Here is a 21214-nt window from a genome sequence, read left to right on the forward strand (position 1 = left end):
GCACGGAAACGGCCGGGCTGGCCGCGATCGCGGCGTTGCAGGCGCGGTTGGGCGATCTGGGGTAAGGCTTCGTGGTAGTGCCGGCCGCTGGCCGGCATCCACGGGATCATGGGGTTGCCGGCCAGCGGCCGGCACTACCGGCTACCCGACCGGCGGATTGCCGATCAGGCCGCCAGCGAATCCAGCGCCGCTTCCAGTGCATCCAGGTTCGGCAGCAGCGCGCTCTGCTCACCCAGCAGCACGCGCATGTGCACGATCTGCGGCAGGGTTTCTTCGGAGGCGTCGGCCAGCAGGCCGTCGCGCGGCACCGAGATCAGCTGCGGGAAGTTCTGCGTCAGCAGCGCGTAGTACGGGCGCTGCGCGTTGCCGCTGAGGGACTTCAGTACTACCACCTTGTTGTGGCCGGCCACCGTCTCTTCGCCCAGCCCGGAAAGGCGTGCGAACGACACCAGCGGCACCTGCCAGCCGTGCCAGCCGATCTCGCCAACCAGCCAGCGCGGCGCATCGGAGACCGGCTGCACCGGTACGCGCGACATCATTTCGGCCACGGTGGCATTGGGCAGCAGTACGCGCTCGTTGCCGGCCTGGATCAGGACGCCGCGGATTTCGTCGTTGCTGGCGTAGCTCATGGTGCCTCTCCGTTGTCGTCCTGCTCACCCCAGCGCGCGGCAATTGCCTGCGCCAGCTCCTGCGGTTCACCGGCCACCATGCCGGCAGCAACCACGGCGGTGGCCGCAGCCGGGTCGTAGCAGCCCTCGCCTACCTGCCCGGCCACCCACGCACCGGCGGCCGCCAGGTCCAGCGCCGGGCCGACATGGGCCAGGTCGGCACCGCTGAGCAGCACCAGCGCGGTGTGTGCGGCCGGCAATGCAGCGAGCGAAATACCGGTGGCATCGCTCTGGAAATGCAGGCCATCGCTGGCCGCGCGCACGCCGATATCATCGGCCAGCACGTGGACCTCGCCCGGCGCGGCGCGCTGGCCGGGCTCGGCCAGCTGCACCGGCAACGGCGAAACACGCGACATCTGCTTGACCAGGTTGCCGTAGCGGCCACCGTCCAGGCGCATGTGCACCAGGACCGGCACGCTCAACGACGCGGGCAGTGCGCCGAGCAGGCGACGCAACGCATCCGGGCCACCGATGCCGGCCAGCACCAGCAGTGATGCGGCGCGCGCACCGGCCGGGGCGGCGGCATCCAGATCGACCAGGGTCAAATGATCGGTATCGAAGGAGGGCTGCGGCGCAGCGGCCGGCGCCGCCACTTCTGCCGGTGCCGGCGCTTCGATCGATTCCTCGACCAGCGACCAGGCGGTGTGATCGAAGGAGATCGGCGGTGCCGCAGGCGCCGCCGGTTCGGCCGGCGCTTGCGGCGGCGAAGGCGGATCCCGTGGTTCGGGCACGTCCGGCTGCAGTGCCGCCAGGGCCTGCTCCAGCGCGATCCGTTCGTGCAGGTGTGCCGGCGGCGAATACAGACCGTCGGCCGGAACGTCATCGGCCCAGCTCAGCGCCTGCGCCAGATGCGGCTGCAGGGCTTCTTCCTGCGGTGCCGGCGCGGGCGCCGGATGGCCGGGCTCCAGCTGCAGGCTGGGCTCTTCCTCGGCACCCGGCGGCAACACCTGCTGGTGGCCGTGCAGCTTGGCCGCCAGATGGCGCCCCCAACGCTGCGCCTCCCAGCCGTCGCGGCGCGCGGCCAGCTCGGCCTCATCGAACACCAGGGTCAGCCCCGGTGCCGAGAGCGCGGCGTCCAGCCGTTCCAGTGCGTCCTCGATGGCCGCTTCCAGCGCGATCACCACGAACTGCGGATCCGCAGCCTGCAGGACCTGTGGCTCCAGGCCGTTCGGGTCATCTTCCAGGACCAGCTGCACATCTGCATGCGACAGCGCCTCGCGCAGGCGTTCGCGCGCCGCACCGGGGCGGGCCAGCAGGGCGACGGCCGGGGCCGGATGGGTTTCACTCACGGACACGGGCGATCCCCAGCAGGTCGTACACGTTACGCATCAGGTCCAGTTCCTGGTACGGCTTGCCCAGGTAACGCTGGACACCGATCTCGAAGGCGCGCTGGCGGTGCTTGTCGCCGCTGCGCGAGGTGATCATCACGATCGGCACATCCTTGTAGCGCGGGTCGGCGCGCATCGCCGTGGCCAGCTCGTAGCCGTCCATGCGCGGCATCTCGATATCCAGCAGCATCAGGTCCGGCACGCGCTCTTCCAGCCGCTCCAGTGCTTCCACGCCGTCACGGGCAACACTGACTTCGAAGTTGTGGCGTTCCAGGATGCGTCCGGTCACTTTGCGCATGGTCAGCGAGTCATCGACCACCATCACCAGCGGCACCTGGCGTTCGTCGCGCGGTGCATTGGCCAGCACCGGTGCGGTCGGATTGGCGAGGAAACGGCGCACCAGCGGCGCGACGTCCAGGATCACCACCACGCGGCCATCGCCGGTGATGGTGGCACCGTAGATGCCCGGTACCGATGCGATCTGCAGGCCGACCGGCTTGACCACGATTTCGCGGTTGCCCAGCACCTGGTCGATCGCCACGGCAGCGCGCAGGTCACCGGCACGCACCAGCAGCAGCGGCACCTGGTCCTGGCCATCGGCGCGTGCCGGGGCCTGCCCGACCAGGCTGCCGAGGTCATACAGCGGATAGTCTTCGCCGCTGTAGCGGTAGCTGCTGTCGGCGGCCTCGAAGCGTTCGCGTGACAGGCGGCCGATACCACTGACCGAGGCCACCGGCACGGCGAAGGTGGTTTCACCGATCTGCACGAACACCGCCTGGGTGACGGCCAGCGTCTGCGGCAGGCGCAAGGTGAAGCGCACGCCCTGGCCACGCACCGACTGGATGTCGACCGAGCCGCCGAGCTGGCGCACTTCGTTGCGCACCACGTCCATGCCCACGCCACGACCCGCCAGCTGGCTGACCTGGTCGGCGGTGGAGAAACCGGAGGCGAAGATCAGGTTGTCCAGTTCCTGCTCACTGGGCTGCGCATCGGCGGCCAACAGGCCACGATCGATGGCGCGGCGGCGGATCGCTTCGCGGTCCAGGCCAGCACCGTCATCGGCCACTTCCAGCACGATTTCCGAGCCTTCACGGTGCAGGCGGATGGCGACTTCGCCCTCCTCCGGCTTGCCGGCGGCGCGACGCTGTTCCGGCGCCTCCAGGCCGTGGGCCACGGAGTTGCGCAGCATGTGTTCGAGCGGCGCGACCATGCGATCGAGGACATTGCGGTCCAGTTCGCCGTGGGTGCCCTCCAGGGTCAGGTGCACCTGCTTGCCGGTATCCATTCCGGACTGGCGGACCACGCGGCGCAGGCGCGGCACCAGGCCATCGAACGGCACCATGCGCGCGCGCATCAGGCCATCCTGCAGCTCGGAGCTGACGCGCGACTGCTGTTGCAGCAACGAATCGTACTGGCGTGACAGATCGTCGAGCACGCCCTGCAGGCCCCCGAGATCGGCCGCCGACTCGTTCAGTGCACGGCTGAGCTGCTGCAGCGTGGAGAAGCGGTCCAGTTCCAGCGGATCGAACTTCTGATCGGCCTGGTCCTGCTCACGCTGGTAGCGGGCGACGATCTGCGCCTCGGTTTCCAGGTCGAGTCGGCGCAGCTGGTCGCGCAGTCGCGCATTGGTGCGCTCCAGCTCGCCCATCGCGCCGCGGAAGGCACCAAGCTGCTGTTCCAGGCGCGAGCGGTAGATCGCCACTTCACCGGCATGGTTGACCAGGCGGTCGAGCAGATCCGCGCGCACGCGCACCTGTTCCTGCTGCGGGCGCGCCAGCGGATCTTCATCGATCACGCCTTCGGCCGGCAGCGGTGCCGACAACGGCGCATCGAGCAGTGCCGGCGCAGGGCCGGCGACCGCTGCCGACGCGGTTTCTGCAACGCTCGCCACGTCCGCTGCGCCTGCGGCAGCCGCTGCTGCTGCGGCAATATCGGTGGTGGTACGCACTTCGAACGCATCGACCAGATCCTGCGCCGGTTCCACCACGCGGTGGTTACCGGTGCGGGTCAGCAACTGGTGCAGGCGATCGAATCCGCGCTCCAGCAACTGCACATCGCGGCGTTCGATCTCGGTGCGACCGGCGGCGACCGCCTCCAGCAACGATTCGATGCTGTGGCCGAGATCACCGATGGCGTTGATGCCGGCCATGCGTGCGCCACCCTTCAGGGTGTGCAGGTCACGCTGCAGGCCGGCCAGCACCTCGCGGTCCTGCGGTGCATCACGCAGCTCGCTGATCAGGCCATCGCAGTGGTCGAGCAGGTCCTTGCCTTCCTCGACGAAGATGTCGACCAGCTCGCGATCGTAGACGCTGAAGTCGAGCGTATCGGTGCTGTCTTCCGGCACCGGCATGGCAAGGATGTCAGGTGTCACGGTTTCAGGCACGTCGGCTTCGGGCGCGCTGGCTGCCACGGCATCCGACACCGCAACCGCGTCGACGCCGGCAGCTTCGGCGTGGACCTCCGCCTGGCCCGGCGCGTCTTCCAGTTCGAAGAAGCGTACCGGTTCGGCGGTGGCCTGCGCTGCGGCCTCCGCGATCTCCTCATTCACCGTCGCCGGGGACGGCTGATCGGCGCTCTCTCCTTCACCGATCGCCGCCTCCCCGCCGACGTCCGCATCCTCGGCAAAGGCTTCCGCCTCGCCCGGCGCGAGTTCGCTGGCCTGCAGGCCGAGCACGGGCCATTGCCCGTCGTCGGCCAGGGGCTGCTCTTCGTCGATCACGTGCAGGCCGGCCTCGAGCGCGGCTTCCAGCGAGACCGGTTCTGCAAACCCCGGCGCAGCCATTTCATCCTGCAGGCTCGACAGCTCGCTGTCGAGTGGCAGTGCAGCAGGCATTTCGAACGCCGTGGCATCAGCGACGTGCGCGTGATCGGCCGAGGGCGCATTCAGGTCAGATGCGACGGCTTCGACAGTGGCCGGAGTCTCTTCGGCGTCGCGGTCGTCAACCGGCAGCGCACTGGCATCCAGGTACGGCGACAGATCATCCACGACGGTCAAACCGGCATCGTCGGACAACCGCAGCACGCCTTCGGCCTCCGCCTCGACACCGGCTACGGCAACGGCTGGAACGTCGTCGGCCACCTGGATCGATTCGACCACCGGCAGCGACGCATCCTCCTCACCCGGTACGGACGGCCATCCGGCATCGAAGTAGCGCGAAAGATCATCGCTGGCCGTCAGCTCACCGACCTCCAGCCCGGCCTCGATCGCCACGTCGGGGACCGGGGCTTCGACAGTATCGGCACGTGCTTCCGCGTCCTGCTCCGGTGCGGCAAACGAATGCGGCACCGCATCGGATTCAGGCGCGACGGCTGTCGATGCATCCGCGTCCAGTTCCACCGGCGGTTCGTCATCCAGCGCCAGATCGTCTTCTTCGTCTTCCAGGCCCACCATCGGCCAGCGCGCTTCCGGCAACGCGCCAGCCAGCGCCTGCAGGCGCTGCGCGAGTACCTGTTGCGGCGCGATGCGCGGCTGTTCGGCCTGCAACGCTTCCATGGTGGCGGTGATCGCCTGCGCAGTCGCATCCAGGGCGGCTACGCCTTCATCACCCGGGACCACCTCGGCGGCCAGTGCGCGCTTGATGTAGGACTCCGCGCCGCCGGTCACCGCCGTGATCTCGGGCACTTCGGTCATCGCGAAGGCGCCGTTCATGGTGTGCACCGCGCGCAGCAGTGCATCGCTGACCGGTTGCGGCGCCTGCTGCGCCGAACGCAGCCAGTCCTGCAGGGTGGCCTGGTGGACTTCCACCTCGGCCTCGAGAATCTCGCGCAGCACGCTGTCGATGTTGGCCGGTGTACCGGCCACTTCGGCCTCCACGTCGGTATCGGCCGGCGCCCAGGCGGCAGCCTCCACATCGAGAATGCGGCTGATCTCGTCTTCGCCGTCAGCTTCAGCAACCGGTACAACCGGCGCAGCCGCACCCGGCAGCGGTACGTAGTAGGTTTCCTCGCCTGCGCCGACACGATCGGCAATGGCCTGCATGGCCTGCAGGTCGACGCTGATGCGCTGGCCGTGGCGCAGCGCTGCGTTCAGCTGTGGCAGCGCCGCATGTGCGTTGTCGACCATCGCCAGCACCGCCGGCGAGGCGGCGCGGCTGCCATCCAGCACGCGGTTGAGCATGCCTTCGATCTTCCACGCGAACTCGCCCAGCGTACGTGCGCCAACCAGGCGGCCACTGCCCTTGAGGGTATGGAAGATGCGGCGGATCGGGCGCAGCCGGTCCATGTTGTCCGGCTGCATGCGCCACGCCGGCAGCAGCGTGCCCAGATTGGCGAGCTCGTCGTCGAACTCTTCCAGGAACACCTCGCGGATGTCCTCGTCGATGTTCTCGGCGTCGTCGTCGAAGCCGGCGTCAAAGCCCGTAGTCGCGTCGGCATTGGCGTCGGCGCCGGTCGCAACGACCGCCTCCGGTGCCGTCGCGGTGGGCATCGCCTGCGGATTGAAGCCGGCAGCGGCTGCACTCAGCTCGGCGAAGAACTGGGCATCGGCTTCGCTGAAATCGATCGGCGCGATGGTGTCGATATCGATCACCGACACGGCCGGCGCCGACGTTTCCGCTGCCGGGGCGGGCGCTTCGATCGACGGCGGCGTGATCGACGATGCCGGCAGGTCATCCGGAGCCTCGTCCACCCTGACCTCCGCCGCAGGCGATGCATCGGCCAGCGGCGGCGCCACGGCATCGACGATCTCCAGCGACGGATGCAACCCGGCGTCATCGTCCAGCGACAACGTTTCCATCGCGTGCAGCGACAGCACATCGTCAGCGTTGTCCAATGCATCGGCGTCGAAGCGGAACACCACGTCGTCGGCCTCGGCAACCGCGCCCCGTTCGGCCGCTACCGGATCGAACACCGGCGCAGCATCGAATCCGGTCACGGGCGAAACCACGCTGTCCGTCGTCTCGTCGATCGCAGGCGCTGCGCTTTCCTCGAGCACCTGCGGCGCCTCGGACAGCGACCACTGCGGTGCATCGGCGTGATCGCTGTCGGCCAGTTCGAAGCTGACGGGATCGAAACTGGCGAACGTCGGCGCGCGTTCGTCGCCGGCGGGCGCGGCCGCCTCGGCTTCGGGGTAGAACGGCGCCAGCTCCCACTGTGGGACATCAGGCGCAGGTGCGCTGGACGCGGCGAAGACCAGCGATGCCTCGGCATCATCCTGTGTTGGCAGCGGCGAGGCGCCAGCATCCAACGGGCTGGCGGCCACGACGCCCGCGGTGCCCAGCGCGCCGAACATCAGGCTGTTGTCGGGCACCCTCGGTGCCGGTGTGGCCGGCGGCGGATCGAAGGTGAAGTCCGGCAGCGATACCGGCACGTCGCCGGCCGCGGGCGCAGCAGGCTGCACCGGTACCTCGATGCGCTCGGGCTGCAGCGGCTCGACCTGCACCGGCAGCGGCTCACGTTCGATCGCAAGCGCTGCCGGCGCTTCCGGTGCGGCGGCGTTGCGTTCGGGCAGCGGCCAGTAGCGCAGTGCCTCGAGGCTGCTGCGGGTGATTTCGAGGATGTCTTCGCGGCCCGGGCGACGATCGCGCAGGGCTTCCAGGTAGTACTCCAGGCTGGCCATGGCATCGGCCAGGGTGTCCAGCTGGCGGCCGCTGGGCACGCGCTGGCGGCCGATCAGCTCGGCCTCGATGTACTGCTGCACGCCACGCAGGTAATCGGCGGCGGTACCCAGGTCGAGCATGCGCAGCGCGCCGGACACATCGCCCAGCAGGCGCGGTACATCCTGCAGCTCGGCATGGTTCCAGCTGGTTTCGATGAAGGCGACGAAATGCTCGCGGGCGGCAGCGAAGTTGGCGATGGCTTCATGGGCCAGCACTTCCACCGTGCGCCGGTTCTCCACCGCGCTCGGATCGTCCTCGCCACTGCCGCCGGCGCCCAGATGGGCAACCTGGTCGTCCAGCGAGGCATCGACGTACAGCAGCGCACCGGCGATATCCAGCAGCAGGTTCTCGTCGATCTGCTGGCGCCCCTCGACCACGCCACGCAGCGCGTCGCGCTGCTGCACGACCACGCCACGGGCCACGCCCAGGCCCATCATGCCCAGCGTGTCGGCCACGGCGCCCAGTTCGTTGGCCTGGGTCTGCAGCTGTTCCGGTGCACCGCCGGTGCGCAGGTGCAGGTCAAGCGCATCCTTGATGCGCAGCAGTTCTTCCTTCACTGCGCTGCCGACGGTATCGAGCAGCTCGCGGTTGCGCCCGCTCAGGCTGCCCCGGGCATGGTCCAGTTCGGCCTCGGTGGCGGTGATGCTGTCCGGCGCAAAGGCCAGCAGCACGCTGTCGTTGACGCCTTCTTCGCCACGCGACGCGCGGATCTCGTTGAGCAGCGGCATCAGCACGATCGGAATGTCGCGATGGCCGTTCTGCAGGCGCTCCAGATAGTCCGGCAGCAGCACGCTGCCACGCATCAGGGTCGCACAGGCTTCATCCCGGTCGGCCACCTGGCCGGCGCCGATGGCATTGGCCAGCTGCTCCAGCTCTTCGGCCACCATCGCCGGGGCATACAGTTCAACCATGCGCAGGGTGCCCTGCACCTGGTGCAGGTAGCCGGCGCAGATGCGCATGCGGCTGGCATCGCTCGGGTCTTCCGCGTAGTACTCGACCTCGTTGCGCACCTGGCGCAGGGTCTCGTCCAGCTCGGGCTTGACCCAGCCCAGCGCTGCGTGGCTCATCGCATCGCGCAGACTGCTCATGGACGCGCTCCGTTCGCCGCCGCGCGGTGGCCGCGCGGATTCTGGCGTGGGGAATGGAAATGCTTCATCGACTGGTTCCTTGCTCGCCGCCCTGCCCGCGTCACGCCGGCAGCTTGAAGTCGGCGACCGAACGGCGCAGGTCCGCCGCCAGCTGCGCGAGGTGGCCGATCGACTCTGCGGTCTGCCCGGCACCCTGCGAGGTCTGGCCGGTGATCTGCCGGATCACGCCCATGGTGCGGGTGATGTCCGAGGCCGCGGCCGACTGCTGCTGGGCGGCGATGGAGATGTTCTTGATGAGGGTATTGAGGGCGTTGGACACGCGCTCGATCTCGGTCAGCGCGGTACCGGCGTCCTCGGCCAGGCGCGCACCGGACACCACTTCGGCCGTGGTCTGCTCCATCGAGGTGACCGCTTCGTTGGTATCGGCCTGAATGGCCTGGACCAGGTTTTCGATGCGTCGGGTCGCACCCGAGGTACGTTCTGCCAGGCGCTGCACTTCGTCGGCCACGACCGCGAAACCGCGGCCCGCTTCGCCCGCCGACGCCGCCTGCACCGCCGCGTTCAGCGCCAGGATGTTGGTCTGCTCGGAAATGTCATTGATCAGTTCCACGATCGAGCCGATTTCCTGCGACGACTCGCCCAGGCGCTTGATGCGCTTGGAGGTTTCCTGGATCTGGTCGCGGATCTGGTCCATGCCCTGGATGGTCTCGCGCACCACGCCGGCGCCTTCGGCGGCGATCACCACCGAGCGCTGTGCCACGTCGGCCGACTCGGCCGAGTTGCGCGACACCTGCTCGATGCTCGCTGCGATTTCACCGATGCGGTCCGAGGCGGAGGTGATCTGGTTGGCCTGGTGGCCCGCCGCCTCTGCCAGCTGCATCGCGGTGGCCTGGGTTTCCTGGGTGGACATCGCGACCTTGGCCGAGGTGTCGTTGATGGTGGTCACCAGGTGGCGCAGCTCGTCCACCGCATAGTTGATCGCGTCGGCGATCGCGCCGGTCATGTCCTCGGTCACCGAGGCCTTCACCGTCAGGTCACCCTCACCGAGCGAGGAGATTTCGTCCAGCAGCCGCATGATCGCCTGCTGGTTGCGGCTGTTGAATTCCACCTGGGTCTGGTAACGCAGTTCCTGCTCGCGCGAGCGGCTGCGCACGTTGGTGGAGACGAAGCCGATGATCGCGATCAGCGACAGCGCGCCGGACACCACGCCGATCCAGAAGTTGGGGAACAGGCGGGTGTCGGACACCGAGCCGAACGAGGAGAACGCATCGAACAGCTTGCGGCTGTCGTCCAGCATGTGGGCCGAGCCCTGGCCCAGCGCGGTCGCCGCCGACTGCGCCGCGAACAGCTGGCGCGAGCTGGCCAGGATCGCGTCGGCGTCCTGCTTCATCGCTTCCCACTTCTGCTGCGACTGCTCCAGTGCGGCCACGGCGGCAGCACCGCGCACGGCGGTGATGCCCAGTTCCTCGTTGCCGTTGCGCAGGCCGTCGAGCACCTGCGAGAACACGGTGATGTCACGCGCCAGCGCATCCCCGGAGGTCGCTGCGGCGCTGCCACCGGCACGCATTTCGGTCACCCGACGGGCCATCGAACCGGCCACCACGACCTGCTGCAGTGCGCTGTACACCTGCGACGAGGGGGCGCCGGAGGCGGACATCGCGCGCACCAGCTCGTTCAGCTGGGCCTGCAGGCCCGGTACCGCGCCGGTGAAGTTGTTGGCATTGCCGGCCAGCGCCAGCACCGCCGGCTCGCTGGCCACCAGCTGCCCGGCCTGCTTGCCCAGCGGCGCCCAGGTTTCGCCCAGGGTGGCGATGGCGCCGGACACGCCCGGCTCCTTGCCATAGCGGCCCTGCAGCGTCGACACGTTCTGTTCGATCGCGTTGCGGGTGGCCTTGAAGGCGGTGAAGGCCTGGGCGTTGCCGCCGACCGCGTCACGTCCCTGGTTGGCCAGCTGCTGCGACAGCACCTGCAGGTCGGCGGCCTTGGAGCCGGCGTCGGCAAGGCGGCTGCCCTGCCAGGTGGCGACGCCGGTGTTGACGCCGAACAGGATCATCGATGCCAGCAGCAGGAACAGCCAGAGGTTGCTGCCGCCCAGCCGCAGCTTGCCGGTCTTGGTGGCGTCCGAAGCAGTACTCATCGTTCAACCTCGATCTTCAATGCAGGGGGCGATGCCCGGCCTCAGGCCGCGGCTTGCCGGAATTCAGGGGTGCGCGACAGCAGCGAGAGCGAGAACACGCCCCAGTCATGGCCGTCGGCATGGAAGGCACGGTCAACGAAATGGCCGTAGCGGCCTTCGGCCAACGTGCCCGCGTCGATCTGCTGGTCCAGCTCGAAGCTGCGCTGGCCGAACAGTTCATCGATGGTCAGTGCGACGTCGCCGCCAGCCTGGCGCATGATCAGCACGCGCTGGCCTTCCTGCTGCACGGTGCGCGTGCCTTCCAGGAAGTACTTCAGGTCGACCACCGGAAACAGGTTGCCACGCAGGTTGCCCACGCCCAGCAGCCAGGGCTGCGCGCAGGGCACCGGGGTCACCGGCGGCATCGGCACGATTTCCACCACTTCGCGGAAATCGGACACCAGCCGGCGCTGGCCGACGCGGTAACCGACGCCACGCCACAGGTCCTGGGCGAACTGCCGCCCGGGCAGCTGCACTGCATGGGCCAGGCTGCGTCGTTCGTAGGCTTCAAGGATGTCGAAGGGCGAGCGCATCAGGCCACCAGTTCGTTGATCCGCGCGATCAGTTCATCCTCGCGCGGCGGCTTGACGATGTAATCGGCTGCGCCCTGGCGCAGGCCCCAGGCCTTGTCGGTTTCCATCGCCTTGGTGCTGACGATGATCACCGGGATGTGCTTGATCGCCGCATCGCGGGCCATCGCCCGGGTGGCCTGGAACCCGCTCATGCCGGGCAGGACCACGTCCATCAGCACCAGCTGCGGCACCTGGTCGCGGACCAGCTGCAGGCCATCCTCGGCGTTGTCCGCTTCCAGCACCTCGTGGCCGGCACGGCGCAGCCACTGGGTGAACACCGCGCGGTCGGTCGGTGAATCCTCGATCAGGACGATACGAGCCATTGTGCCTTTCCCCCCTGGTCAGGCGTTGACGTATGTGCGGATGGCACCCAGCAGTTCTTCGCGCGTGAAAGGCTTGGTCAGGTATTGCTCCGAGCCGACGATGCGCCCCCGCGCCTTGTCGAACAGACCATCCTTGGACGACAGCATGATCACCGGGGTCGCCTTGAACAGCTGGTTGCCCTTGATCAGCGCACAGGTCTGGTAGCCATCCAGGCGCGGCATCATGATGTCGACGAAGATGATCTGCGGCTGCTGGTCTGCGATCTTGGCAAGCGCTTCGAAGCCGTCGGTGGCGGTGACCACCTCGCAGCCTTCGCGCTTGAGCAGCGTTTCCGCAGTCCTGCGGATGGTCTTCGAATCATCGATGACCATCACCCGGAGTCCTGCGAGTTCCCCGCCCGCAGTCGTGTTTTCAGTCATTGCCTATCCCCAAGCGCACGGCCCAATCTCTGGCGGGAGCCGCTGCGAAAGCGTATCTATATCGCACTTCCCGCGCCCGCTTCAAGGCCGGCCTGCCGCGCAGGGGGTAGCACCGGGCTGAACGTGACCGGGTTCGCAATGACTGCGCTGCCGGCAGGCGGACGCTGCGTTGCGCTACGGCGGGGAGGCACACGGCCGGCGTTGCCGCTACCATCAACGCCTTGCCTGACAGGTGCGCCCATGCCGTTGAACGTCATCGTGGTGATGGACCCCATCGCCCACATCAAGATCGCCAAGGACACCACCTTCGCCATGTTGCTGGAAGCCCAGCGCCGTGGCCATGCCCTGCACTACGTGCGGCCCGGCGGGCTGGCCCTGGAAGGTGGCGTGGCGGTGGCCCAGACCGCACCGCTGCAGGTGCGCGACGACCCGGCCGGCTGGTATGAGCTGGGCGCGTTCAGCCGTACCGCGTTCGGTCCCGGCCAGATCGTGCTGATGCGCAAGGACCCGCCCGTCGACGCCGAGTACATCTACGACACGCAGGTGCTGGACGTGGCTGCCGCTGCCGGCGCCTGCGTGGTCAACAACCCGCAGGGCCTGCGCGACTACAACGAGAAGCTGGCCGCCCTGCTGTTCCCGCAGTGCTGCCCGCCGACCCTGGTCAGCCGCGATGCCAAGGCATTGAAGGCCTTCGCGCTGGAGCACGGCCAGGCCGTGCTGAAGCCGCTGGATGGGATGGGCGGCCGCTCGATCTTCCGCAGCGGCCAGGGCGATCCGAACCTGAACGTGATCCTGGAAACCCTGACCGACGGCGGCCGCAAGCTGGCGCTGGCCCAGAAGTTCATTCCCGACATCACGGCCGGCGACAAGCGCATCCTGCTGGTCGACGGCGAACCGGTCGACTACTGCCTGGCGCGCATTCCCCAGGGTGACGAGTTCCGCGGCAACCTGGCGGCTGGCGGCCGTGGCGAAGGGCGCCCGCTGAGCGAGCGTGACCGCTGGATCGCCGGCCAGGTTGGCCCGGAGATGAAGCGCCGTGGCATGCGCTTCGTCGGCCTGGACGTGATCGGCGATTACCTGACCGAGGTCAACGTGACCAGCCCGACCTGCGTGCGCGAGCTCGACGCGCAGTACGGCCTGAACATCGCCGGCACCCTGTTCGACGCGCTCGAGGCCGGCCTGCGCTGATGGCGGCCGCACCTGCCGTCCTGCCCCCGCCGGCGCGCGAAGCGCAACGGCTGGGCGCGACCATCGCGCTGTCGATCGTGGTCCACGCCCTGCTGATCCTGGGCGTGGGTTTTGCGGTGAAAGGCGACGCACCACTGGTGCCGACGCTGGAGGTGATCTTCAGCCAGACCCGCACCGCACTGACCCCGAAGCAGGCCGATTTCCTTGCCGCCGCCAGCCAGGAAGGTGGCGGCGAGCACGACCGTGCGCAGCGCCCGCGCGACAACCAGGCCGGCATCGTTCCGCAGGCCCAGGCGGGGCTGAGCCCGGTGCCGCAACAGCAGCAGTCGGCCGCGCCGGCGCCCCCGCCGCAGGCGCGGGTGGTCAGCAGCCGCAACGGCGAAGAGGCAGTGGCCCAGGCGCAGGCACGCCCGACACCGGAGCAGCCCGAACCGGATGCACCGCTGACCGCGCGCGAACAGCGCGACGCCGAGATGGCACGGCTGGCGGCCGAGGTGCATCTGCGCTCGGCGCAGTACGCCAAGCGCCCGAACCGCAAGTTCGTGTCGGCCAGCACGCGCGAATATGCCTACGCCAATTACCTGCGCGCCTGGGTCGACCGCGCCGAGCGCGTCGGCAACCTGAATTACCCGGACGAGGCCCGGCAGCGCCGGCTCGGCGGCCAGGTGGTGATCAGCGTGGGCGTGCGCCGCGATGGCAGCGTGGAAAGCAGCCGGATCCTGCGTTCAAGCGGGACGCCGTTGCTGGATGAGGCGGCGCTGCGGGTGGTGCAGCTTGCGCAGCCATTCCCGCCGCTGCCGAAGACCGAGGACGAGATCGACATCCTGCAGGTCACCCGCACCTGGGTGTTCCTGCCGGGTGGCACCCTGCACGACGACCGGTAGGGGTTTGTTGCACGGGCCTGCGGCCCGGGACCCGCTGGAAGCCCAGGCAACTGCAACAGCAGGAACAAGAGCTGCGGTTGGGCTTTGGGTTTGGCGGGGCGGTATGGGCTTGCAGGACACGCCGTAAACCCGTCCCTGGGGGCTCGATGGCGCCATCCATGGCGCCAACGGTCCTGCAAGCCCATACCGCCCCGCCTCTGACAGATCCCGACGCATCATTGCTGTTGGTAGGTGTCGACCTTGGTCGACACACATCCACGCTACGCGTGGATGCGAGCGAAGCGATCCGCTTTTGACTTTGACTTTTCTTTTTTTGATCTTCCGTGGCGGACGCACACGGAAACTGTCAGAGGTCGGGCGGGGTGGGTTCGCGGGGGTGTCCGCGGCATGGATGCCGCGGCCAAGCCCCCATGGGTGAGGGCGCTTTGCTTGCGAAGCACTGCTTCGCAAGCGCCCGAAAACGCACAGCCGCCAGCGGCTGGGCCGGACCGCGGAGCGGGGTTTACGGCGTCCCCCGCGAACCCACCCCGCCCGGCCAAGCGCGGCTTTGGGTTTATGCGATCAACCAACCCCGCCACGAGGGACTCAGCCGTTGGCCTTCGCCTTCGCCTCGCGCGCGGCCTGCTGCTCGACCAGGGTCAGTGCCACGTTGTCGCGCAGGTAGGCCGGCTCGACCTTCTCCGGTGCAATGGCTTCGCCGCGCGCGAACGCCGGCACCGCCAGTGCGAGCACGTCCGACGCACGCGGCAATGCCGTGGCGTCGAATCCGCGCAAACCTGTACCGAGCTGCGCGACCAGCGCACCCTCGGCTGCGGCGAACCCGGTACCGACACCGTAGGCCGACAGCCCTTCCGGCAGCGCCACCGCTGCCGGCGCGCAGACGCGCTCGGCATCGCGCGCGACCGGCAGGCCGTCCACGCGCTCGAAGCGGGCGACGTAGAGTTCGCCCATCCGCGCATCGATGGCCGACAGGATCTGCGTTTCTTCCGCCGGTGCGCGCAGCGCCAATACCTGCAGCGTCGAGACCGGCAGCAGCGGGCGGTCCAGTGCCAGTGCGATGCCCTGGGCAATGGCAATCGCCAGGCGCACGCCCGTGAACGCACCCGGACCGCGACTGAGGGCGATGCCATCAAGCTGGCGACGGCTGATGCCGGCGTCGGCCAGCAGCGCCTCGGCCCACGGCAGGCTCAACTCGGCGTGCCGGCGCGGGGCGATCTCGAAGCGTTCCAGGACCTGCCCATCGACATGCAGGGCAACGGAACAGGCTTCGGTGGCGGTTTCAAAGGCAAGCAGTTTCATTGGATCAGGTCAGAACAAGGGGAACGTGGCACCGGGAGCAGGCTCCGGGCCCGCCGCAACGGCGGCCGGGGCAGCCGCATCATCGGCCACGGGCAGCCATTGTGGCCTAAAGAAGGCCTGCACATCGGCCAGGCTGCGGGTGCGCCGGAACGGCGGCAGCGACTCAAGAAAGACCCGGCCATAGCCACGGTTGAGCAGGCGCGGATCGCACAGGACCAGCACGCCCCGGTCGCTTTCGCTGCGGATCAGGCGGCCAACGCCCTGCTTCAGGGCGATCACCGCCTGCGGCAGCTGCTCGTCGCGGAACGGGTTGCCCCCCTGGCTGCGGATCGCCTCCAGCCGCGCCTCGTATACCGGGTCATCCGGTGCCGCGAACGGCAGCTTGTCGATCATCACCACGCTCAGCGCTTCGCCGACCACGTCCACGCCCTCGCGGAAACTGGCCGAGCCCAGCAGCACGCCATTGCCCGATTCGCGGAAACGCTGCAGCAGCGCCGCGCGTGGCGCCTCGCCCTGCACGAACAACGGCCACGGCCCGTCGCGCAGTGCCTCGGCGGCCTCGCGCAATGCACGGTGCGAGGCGAACAACAGGAACGCCCTGCCCTGCGAGGCCTGCAACACCGGCCGCAAGGTCTGGATCAGCGCGGTGCCAAACCCGCGCGCCGCCGGATCGGGCAGGCCTTCGGGCAGGTAGCACAACGCCTGCTCGGGCCAGTTGAACGGGCTCGGCTGGACCAGCGTGTGCGGATCGTCCAGGCCCAGGCGCGTGGCGATGTGGTCGAAGCCACCGCCCACGGTCAGCGTGGCCGAGGTGAAGATCCATGCCGCGCGGCTGCGCTCGCGATGCTCGCGCAGCGGGCCGGACACATCCATCGGCGTGCGCTGGCAGCGGAAACCACGCGGGGTGAGCTCATACCAGAGCACATCGGCGGCACGGGGGGTCTCCGCCGGATCGGTATCGAAATCGAGGGTGGGCTCATCATCGCCCAGCCAGCGCTGCAGCCGCGACACCGCCTCGCGTGCCCGCGCATGACAGGCATCCAGACCCGCCGCCGCCTCGCGCAGCGGTTGCAGTGCCTGCTCCAGCGTCACCAGGCCGGCCATCACCGTATCGAATCCATCGCGCACCTGTGGCATCGCCAGCGCACGCCACTGCGTACTCCGTGGCGGCAGCCCCTCCATCGCCGAGCGCAGCGCCAGCAACGCCTGCTGCAACTGGTCAACCGGTTCCTGCAGGGCCGACTGCGCGCCGCCTACGCCGCGCGCCTCGGCCAGGCAGTCGCGGCCGAGTTCCTGCCACGGGCGCATGCCGAAGCCTTCGCCGAAAAACTGCGCGGCCAACTCGGGCAGCTGATGCGCCTCGTCGATGACAAAGGCCTGCGCCCCCGGCAGCAACTCACCGAAGCCGTCCTGTTTCAGTGCCAGGTCGGCCAGCAGCAGGTGGTGGTTGACCACCACCACGTCGGCAGCCTGCGCACGTTGGCGCGCGCGCACCACGAAGCAGTCGTCCCAGAACGGGCAATCGGTACCCAGGCAGTTGTCGACCGTGGAAGTGACCATCGGCAGAAGCGGCGAGTCATCGGCCAGGCCTTCCAGTTCGGCGATGTCACCGAACTCCGAACGGCCGGACCAGGCCAGGATGCGCTGGAACTGCGCAGCCTGCTCCGGGCTGGAAAAACGCGGTTCGCCCCGCGCCTGCTGCAGGCGGTAGCGGCACAGGTAATTCGCGCGCCCCTTCAGCAGCGCGCTGCGCAGGCCAACACCCAGTGCCTGGCGCACGCGCGGCAGATCGCGGTGGTAGAGCTGGTCCTGCAACGCGCGGGTACCGGTGGAGATGATGGTGCGCAGCCCGGACAGCAGCACCGGCACCAGATAGGCGAAGGTCTTGCCGGTGCCTGTACCGGCCTCGGCCAGCAGCAGGTCGCGCTGCTGCAGCGCTTCGGCGATGGCGTCGGTCAGGTGCAGCTGTGCCGGACGCGGGACAAAGGCATCCAGATGCGAGGCGAGCGCGCCGCCTTCGCTGAGGGCTTCGCGGCTGGCATGGACAAGGTCGGACATCAGAGGGAGAGGATACCCGGCCGGGCGCTGCCCGGCACCCGTTTCAAGCCAGAGCGCAGGCAAAGGCAACAGCAACAGCGTGGTTCATGGCTCTGGGTTGCTGCGTGTTTGGCGGGGCGGGAGGGGCAGGCAGGACACGCCGTAAACCCGTCCATGGGGGCTCGATGGCGCCATCCATGGCGCCAACGGTCCTGCCTGCCCCTCCCGCCCCGCCTTCGACAGTTTCCCGGTGACGGATGGACGTGCTTCGTGGCGTCGAGCTTGCTCGACTGCCCTTTCAGAAGCGGTGGGTGGAACGGAAACAAGAAGGGGTCGGATCCGTTTTCCTGCGGAAAACGGATACGACCCCACAACGAGTGCGCGCAGCGCGCGACCCGCTTTTGATTTTCTTTTTCTTTTCCGTGGCTGGACGCACACGGAAACTGTCAGAGGTTGGGCGGGGTGGGTTCGCGGGGGTGTCCGCGGCATGGATGCCGCGGCCAAGCCCCCAGGGACGGGTTCACGGCGTCCCCCGCGAACCCACCCCGCCCGGCCAAGCGCGGCTTTTGCTTCTGGCTTCAGCGACCAACCCACAGCCACGAGGGGCTGTGCCGTTGGCTGGAAATTCAGTACCGCTTGATCCCCGGCACCGTGCAGCCCTCAATCTGCGCATGCGCCGACACCGCATTCTCCTTCTCGCCCCGCGCCAGGCGCGACTGCTCGATCGTCGCCCAATGCCGGCGGCACAGCGGCCCGGTCTTCGAGCCCAGATCCACCGCCTTGCGCGCGAACGTCTCCGCCTGCGCCCACTGGCCCTGCAGCAGCGCCAGTTCGGCACGTTCCTGCAGCACTGCCGGGTCACCCGCCACGATCTCCAGCGCGTGGTCCAGGCTGCTGGCCGCGCCGGCCAGGTCGTTCGCCTGGCGTTGTGCCAGTGCAGTCACCCGCAGATCTTCCACCTGCGAATCACGCAGCGGCTGTACCGACAATTCCTTGTCGTCCGGACCCGCTGCAGCATCCACCGCAGCCAGGCGCTGCGCCGGCGTGGTGGTATCGACCGGCTTGACCACCGGTGGTGCGCTGCTCACGCAGGCGGCCAGGGCCAGGCTGAGGCCGGTCAGGGCCAGGGGCTGCAGCAGGGATCGCATGTTCATCGGCATCATCGGCTCGGGGGAGGAGTGGCGGCGGCAGGTGCCGCGGCAGGTTCGGCAGGCGCTTCCGGCTTGCGGTCCAGGCCGAACCAGCTGCGCCAGCCACCGCCCTCGCCTCCGGCCTCGCCCTGCCCCTCCGGCGACGCGGCCGGCGCGCACGGCGCATAGGCAGGCGCATAGCCCACCACGAACGGGAAACGACGCGCGCCGGGGCAGCCTTCATCGGTGCTGTTGAGGCCGGTGGGAGCCACCGACTGCCAGTCCAGGCCCTTGTTGCTGACCCGCAGCGGCGCGCTCGGCAGGCGCTGGAAGATGCCCGACCAGACCCGCATCGCGCCGGTGGCGCCATACAGGCCGGCCTGCGCGTTCTGGTCGTTGCCGATCCAGATCACTGCCAGGTGATCACCGGTGTAGCCGGCATACCAGCTGTCACGGCCATCGTTGGTGGTGCCGGTCTTGCCGGCGGGCTGCAGGCGGCCGAGGCCATCGGCATTGAGCCGCTGCGCGGTACCGCTGGCGACCACCTGCTGCAGGCCGACACTGATCAGGTTGGCGGCAATCGAGTCGCCTTCCTGCGCCGGTGCCGGGGTCTTGTCGTACCGCTTGAGCAGCTTGCCCTGCGGATCGAGCACGCCACGCACCGCGTGCAGCGGCTGGATCTCGCCGCCGGACGCCAGGAACTGGTACAGCTGCGCCATCGCGTACGGGCTCTGGTCGGTCGAGCCGAGGATCACCGCCGGGTTGGCGTCAGCCTTGATGCCGGCCAGGACATGGATCAGCTGGGTCACGCGCTCCGGGCCGACCTGCATGCCCACGCGCACCGTGGCCTGGTTGTAGGAATGCGCCAGTGCGTCGATCAGGCGCACCGTGCCGTGGCTGCGGTTGTCCGCGTTGCCGGGACTCCAGTTGCGGCCGCGGCCGAGCTGCACCGTCACAGGCGAATCATCCACCCAGCTGGCCAGCGAGTAACGGTCCGGCTGCGCCAGGGCCAGCAGGTAGACGAACGGCTTGAGCAGCGAACCGACCGGACGCTGCGCCTCGATCGCGCGGTTGAAGCCGACCTCGGACACCTCGCGGCTGCCGATCACCGCCAGCACGTCGCCGTTGTGCACGTCGGTCAGCACCATGCCGGCCTGCAGCTCGGGGCGGCGCTTGCTTTCCAGCGACTTGATGGTGCGGGTCACCGCGCCTTCGGCATAGGCCTGCGCGGACGGCGACATGCCGGTCATCACGCTCAGGCCCGCGCCCTGCAGCGCCGATTCCGGATAGTCATGGCCGAGCTGGCGGCGGACCAGGTCAACGTAGGCCGGGAAGCGGTTGGCTGCCACCAGGCCCGGCGTCTTGGGCACGCCCAGCGGTGCCTTCAGCGCGCGCTGGTACTCGGCATCGTCGATCAGCGTGGCCTCGTGCAGCTTGCCCAGCACGAAGTTGCGGCGATCCAGCGCGCGCTCCGGGTTGCGCCGCGGGTCGTAGAAGGACGGCCCCTTGACCAGGCCGATCAGCAGTGCGATCTGCTCGGTCTCCAGCGACTGCAGGTCACGGCCGAACCAGAACTCGGCGCCGGAGGACATGCCATGGATCGCCTGGCTGCCGCGCTGGCCCAGGTACACCTGGTTGAGATAGGCCTCGAAGATGGTGCGCTTGTCATAACGCGCTTCCATGATCAGTGCGTACAGCACCTCATTGAACTTGCGGGTGACCGTCTGCTCCTTGCCGATGCCGAGCAGGCCGCTGCGGGCCAGCTGCTGGGTCAGCGTCGAAGCGCCCTGGCGGCTCTGGCCACCGGAACGGATCGTCACCCACACCGCGCGCGCGATGCCGGACAGGTCGATGCCGTGGTGGCGGTTGAAGTCCTTGTCCTCCACCGCCTGCAGGCCAGTCACCAGCAGGTCCGGCGCCTCGTCCATGCGGATCAGGCGGCGCTCTTCCTGCTTCTGGCCGTACAGGGTGGCGATGCGCGCCGGATCCAGCCGCGCGGCCTTCAGCGCCTTGCGGTTGTCGGCGTCGCGCAGCGAGGCCACGCCGCCATCGGCCAGCGACAGCTCCACCCGGCGCGGGGCCACCCGGCCGTCAACGTCGTTGAAGCCGCGGCTGGAGATGACGAAGCGCCCGCCGTTCACCGCATAGGTGGCCGGCTCCTTGCCCTGCCCGTCATCGCGGTAGGCAGAGGCGGCCAGCTCGGTCTTCAGCGTAGACGCATCCATCGCCTTGCCGGGGGTGAGCACCAGCGGGCGCGCGTACACGCGCGTCGGGATCTGCCAGCGCAGTTCACCGAAACGCTGGGTCACCTGTTGGTTCAGGTACAGCGTATAGGGAATGAGGAAACCCAATCCCAACGCGACCGCAGCCATGCTCCAGGTGATCAGCCGGCGCCGCCACAGCGGACCGTTGTCCTGCTGGTCGTCGTCGGAATCGTCGATGTCGTCGGAATCGTAGCGTCGGGGCACGGGAATGCGAGAATGTAGGGTCTGGCGAGTCTACCC

13 protein-coding genes are annotated in these 21214 nt (G+C 68.7%); 2 read left to right on the plus strand and 11 right to left on the minus strand.

Going from position 1 to position 21214, the window contains the following annotated elements; translation table 11 throughout:
* Positions 1–164: 164 nt before the first annotated feature.
* From AC5P5W_RS15315 to pilG, 7 genes are all read right to left on the minus strand, one after another.
* Positions 165–629 carry a chemotaxis protein CheW gene (locus AC5P5W_RS15315; RefSeq protein ID WP_014648089.1) on the minus strand — a complete coding sequence of 155 codons (465 nt, stop codon included), beginning with the start codon at positions 627–629 and terminating at the stop codon, positions 165–167.
* The gene (locus AC5P5W_RS15320; protein WP_495221255.1) at positions 626–1963 is read right to left on the minus strand and encodes a chemotaxis protein CheB; all 1338 of its coding nucleotides are present in this window, start codon (positions 1961–1963) and stop codon (positions 626–628) included. The genes AC5P5W_RS15315 and AC5P5W_RS15320 overlap by 4 nt, the downstream gene beginning before the upstream one ends.
* Entirely contained in the window at positions 1950–8681 is a 6732-nt protein-coding gene (locus AC5P5W_RS15325; protein ID WP_197575311.1) for an Hpt domain-containing protein, read from the minus strand. Before AC5P5W_RS15325 ends, AC5P5W_RS15320 begins: the two co-directional genes overlap by 14 nt.
* 100 nt (positions 8682–8781) lie before the next feature.
* Positions 8782–10818, minus strand: coding sequence for a methyl-accepting chemotaxis protein (locus tag AC5P5W_RS15330; RefSeq protein WP_014038185.1), 2037 nt, complete (start codon positions 10816–10818; stop codon positions 8782–8784).
* 41 nt (positions 10819–10859) lie between these two features.
* Complete coding sequence (locus AC5P5W_RS15335; RefSeq protein WP_014648092.1) at positions 10860–11390, minus strand: chemotaxis protein CheW; 531 nt, start codon at positions 11388–11390, stop codon at positions 10860–10862.
* On the minus strand, positions 11390–11752 hold the full coding sequence (locus AC5P5W_RS15340; RefSeq protein WP_005410717.1) for a response regulator: 363 nt from the start codon (positions 11750–11752) through the stop codon (positions 11390–11392). Before AC5P5W_RS15340 ends, AC5P5W_RS15335 begins: the two co-directional genes overlap by 1 nt.
* A gap of 18 nt (positions 11753–11770) precedes the next feature.
* Entirely contained in the window at positions 11771–12172 is a 402-nt protein-coding gene (gene pilG, locus AC5P5W_RS15345) for a twitching motility response regulator PilG (protein ID WP_005418455.1), read from the minus strand.
* A 240-nt stretch (positions 12173–12412) separates the two neighbouring features.
* On the opposite strand from pilG, the gene gshB reads away from it, so the two are divergent.
* Entirely contained in the window at positions 12413–13360 is a 948-nt protein-coding gene (gshB, locus tag AC5P5W_RS15350; protein WP_032959093.1) for a glutathione synthase, read from the plus strand.
* Complete coding sequence (locus AC5P5W_RS15355; protein ID WP_014648095.1) at positions 13360–14244, plus strand: energy transducer TonB family protein; 885 nt, start codon at positions 13360–13362, stop codon at positions 14242–14244. Before gshB ends, AC5P5W_RS15355 begins: the two co-directional genes overlap by 1 nt.
* Positions 14245–14829: 585 nt before the next feature.
* Here AC5P5W_RS15355 and tsaB read toward each other — a convergent pair.
* From tsaB to mrcB, 4 genes are all read right to left on the minus strand, one after another.
* On the minus strand, positions 14830–15543 hold the full coding sequence (gene tsaB / locus AC5P5W_RS15360; RefSeq protein ID WP_049440310.1) for a tRNA (adenosine(37)-N6)-threonylcarbamoyltransferase complex dimerization subunit type 1 TsaB: 714 nt from the start codon (positions 15541–15543) through the stop codon (positions 14830–14832).
* A 9-nt stretch (positions 15544–15552) separates the two neighbouring features.
* Positions 15553–17601, minus strand: a complete 2049-nt coding sequence (gene yoaA, locus AC5P5W_RS15365; RefSeq protein ID WP_495221258.1) for a DNA repair helicase YoaA — start codon at positions 17599–17601, stop codon at positions 15553–15555.
* A 605-nt stretch (positions 17602–18206) separates the two neighbouring features.
* Positions 18207–18743, minus strand: a complete 537-nt coding sequence (locus AC5P5W_RS15370) for a hypothetical protein (RefSeq protein ID WP_014648099.1) — start codon at positions 18741–18743, stop codon at positions 18207–18209.
* Positions 18740–21178, minus strand: coding sequence for a penicillin-binding protein 1B (gene mrcB / locus AC5P5W_RS15375; RefSeq protein ID WP_197575300.1), 2439 nt, complete (start codon positions 21176–21178; stop codon positions 18740–18742). Before mrcB ends, AC5P5W_RS15370 begins: the two co-directional genes overlap by 4 nt.
* Positions 21179–21214 lie beyond the last annotated feature (36 nt).

The organism is Stenotrophomonas sp. YJH_SMC_123, from assembly GCF_059368215.1.

What these genes read in the sequence shown, in the direction of transcription:
- AC5P5W_RS15325 (WP_197575311.1), bottom strand. Translation starts at nt 8,681, where the DNA reads ATGAGCAGTCTGCGCGATGCGATGAGCCACGCAGCGCTGGGCTGGGTC.
- AC5P5W_RS15315 (WP_014648089.1), bottom strand. Translation starts at nt 629, where the DNA reads ATGAGCTACGCCAGCAACGACGAAATCCGCGGCGTCCTGATCCAGGCC.
- AC5P5W_RS15355 (WP_014648095.1), top strand. Translation starts at nt 13,360, where the DNA reads ATGGCGGCCGCACCTGCCGTCCTGCCCCCGCCGGCGCGCGAAGCGCAA.
- gshB (WP_032959093.1), top strand. Translation starts at nt 12,413, where the DNA reads ATGCCGTTGAACGTCATCGTGGTGATGGACCCCATCGCCCACATCAAG.
- yoaA (WP_495221258.1), bottom strand. Translation starts at nt 17,601, where the DNA reads ATGTCCGACCTTGTCCATGCCAGCCGCGAAGCCCTCAGCGAAGGCGGC.
- AC5P5W_RS15330 (WP_014038185.1), bottom strand. Translation starts at nt 10,818, where the DNA reads ATGAGTACTGCTTCGGACGCCACCAAGACCGGCAAGCTGCGGCTGGGC.
- AC5P5W_RS15335 (WP_014648092.1), bottom strand. Translation starts at nt 11,390, where the DNA reads ATGCGCTCGCCCTTCGACATCCTTGAAGCCTACGAACGACGCAGCCTG.
- AC5P5W_RS15340 (WP_005410717.1), bottom strand. Translation starts at nt 11,752, where the DNA reads ATGGCTCGTATCGTCCTGATCGAGGATTCACCGACCGACCGCGCGGTG.
- pilG (WP_005418455.1), bottom strand. Translation starts at nt 12,172, where the DNA reads ATGACTGAAAACACGACTGCGGGCGGGGAACTCGCAGGACTCCGGGTG.
- AC5P5W_RS15370 (WP_014648099.1), bottom strand. Translation starts at nt 18,743, where the DNA reads ATGATGCCGATGAACATGCGATCCCTGCTGCAGCCCCTGGCCCTGACC.
- tsaB (WP_049440310.1), bottom strand. Translation starts at nt 15,543, where the DNA reads ATGAAACTGCTTGCCTTTGAAACCGCCACCGAAGCCTGTTCCGTTGCC.